Origin of the sequence: Xanthomarina sp. (assembly GCF_035306705.1) — a bacterium.
In the GTDB taxonomy this organism is placed as follows: Bacteria; Bacteroidota; Bacteroidia; order Flavobacteriales; family Flavobacteriaceae; genus Xanthomarina.
On the sequence record NZ_DATGNO010000085.1, the window covers coordinates 1 to 2354 of the forward strand.

Genomic DNA, 2354 nt, shown 5'->3' on the forward strand with positions numbered 1-2354 from the left:
TATAAAGTCTCTAATTTCTAAACGATCTTTTAATTTTTCTTTATAGTCATCAAATATTTTCACTGATTTGGTGTAGACAATAAACTTAAATTCAAAAGATAAAGAAGAAATATATTTTAAAAATTGATTTGGATCCCTCAACCCTTTATATGCTTGACCTGCAAAAGCAAAAGTTGGAACTGAGTTAGGTTGATAATGGGCTAACTTTAAGTTGTTAAAATTAAAACCTTGTGGAATAACTTTTATTTTTTCTTTAAACTCAGGATAATATGCATCCTTTGCTTTATGAATTGGCACAGTAATAGAATCACAAAGTCTGCACCATTCTTTTTCAAAATATTTGAAATAAAAAGGATGTTTTTTAAATGGGTTTTTCATGTATGGATCTCCACAGTCTGCGATCCAAGTTCCTATCTTATTTCTATTGTTTTTAATATACTTTGCAGCTCCCCAGTGAATCGTGTGTGGGTGAGCAATGGTAATTAATAAGTCTATATTTTTTTCATGTTTTAAAGCTTTTCTCACCATAGGTAATAGTTCTATGTTAGGTACTTCAAATGATTTTGAAAAAAGTTTTCGTCCAATTTTGGCCCAAAATTGATTGTTTTTGTACCCTACATTATCAAGCGCCCCAAGCTTAGATTTACCTAAGTTTTTAAAAGTAATTCCTGTTTCTTTTGAATACTTGGTATAATCATAATCCCCAAGTAAGGTATAAATTATAACTTGATGTCCCCTACTTGCGAATTCTTTTGCTAATTCTGTTGTTCTGTGTGATCGAGGGCTTAGGGTAGGATAAGAGTTCCTTGATATGATAACGATTTTCAAAGGATTCATATTAATAAATATTTATAAACTAAATAAAAAGGGCTTGATATGTAAAATTCAGGTTCTAAAACTTTATTATAAAGGACGATCTGTCTGTAAAAGCTGAATAGAAATACAAATGGCATTGCATATAGAATACGTCTATATTTTATACCTTTAAAATTAACTAACCAAATATATGCAATTAACGGATAAGCCATTGCCATGTATCTTCCGCCAAGTGAAGGAATAGGCATTGTGAAATTGACAAACACCATCCAAATTAATAGGAAGGGAAAGATTCTTTTCGTTTTTGGATTTGCTGTAATGGATTTAGCATTTTTAATGAACAACCATACAAGTATGTTCATATATGCGCGCGTCATGAAACTAAAGGTTTCGGATACCCAATAGAAACCTGAGCCTGCATTTGCTCTTTCTTTTATATAGTCTTCACTAATATAACCATCAAAAGCATCTGCTAGAAATGAAGGAAGGAAATCAATTGCTCCACGTGTTAATTCAACAGCGAAGCTCGATATAAAAAAGCTTATTAAAAATAAATTACCCCAAATTCTATAGTTTAACTTTTTGAAAAAGTAGCCAAATAGTAAAACAACTACAAAAACAATAAATGCCCCGTGTACAATAGGCGTTAGAAGTGCTAGCCAAAAATAACGCTTGTTGTCATTTTTAATAATTTGGAATATGCAGTAAACCCCAATCCATGCTGCTGTCCAAAAACGCACTCCATTAATATTAAATATTTGATTACTCATAAATATATAAGCTAATATCAAACAAGATAAGGAGGTCGTAAAGTTAGGTTCAGAAGTTAAAAACCGAAAGGATTTCAATGCGAAATATGCAAAAACAATAGCAAATATTAAAAATAAGTAATGATAATTATCTGTTTGTTTTGATATGAAAAAGGCTACTGTATCAAAATAAAAATCTTTATCTCCATCATTAAAAGTAATATATTCGTTTAATCGAAAATAATAGAGATTTTCACTATGACTTTGGTATTGATCAAACTTCTCTCTGTATGATGCCCCATCAAGCCTGCTTTCTTCTGTCTTCCCACTTTGCACTGTAAATGAAAGTCCGAAAACCAATGCGAAAAGAAAAAAGATAACATAAGATGATTTTGTATTTATTCTTTTGAATGAATACAAAACACCAAGTATGGGGTTTAAAATAAACAGAATAGCTTTTATGGCTTTGTCTGTTTTTATTTCTTTACTCCAGGATTGCATTTAATATGTTTTCAAAATTTATTCTTTTTTATACTTATGAAAGTTTAAACTAATCGCTTTATCTTGATTGTTTTCTTTGGACCAGTTTTTACTCATTCTATAAATTTAATAAGACTTCTATAATTACTTTTTACAGCTGGATCGCCTTATCTTAGAGTTTCTGTGTAAATGAACGGAATTCTGAGTTGATTTTTTTTCAATCGCTACCATAATAATTAAGGTCTTTTTACTGAACTGCTTCTACTACTTATCAAATTAGTTAAATATGTGCTGTTTTCATGAAATTGG

The 2354-nt window shown here is 30.1% G+C and carries 2 protein-coding genes; both read right to left on the reverse strand.

Going from position 1 to position 2354, the window contains the following annotated elements:
• A partial coding sequence (locus VKY47_RS07815; RefSeq protein ID WP_324311791.1) for a glycosyltransferase occupies positions 1-837 on the reverse strand: 837 nt, incomplete at its 3' end.
• Positions 834-2066, reverse strand: a complete 1233-nt coding sequence (locus VKY47_RS07820) for an EpsG family protein (protein WP_324311793.1) — start codon at positions 2064-2066, stop codon at positions 834-836. The genes VKY47_RS07820 and VKY47_RS07815, both read right to left, overlap by 4 nt.
• Positions 2067-2354 lie beyond the last annotated feature (288 nt).

Coding starts and splice junctions, on each gene's coding strand:
- VKY47_RS07820 (WP_324311793.1), bottom strand. CDS start 2,066: ATGCAATCCTGGAGTAAAGAAATAAAAACAGACAAAGCCATAAAAGCT.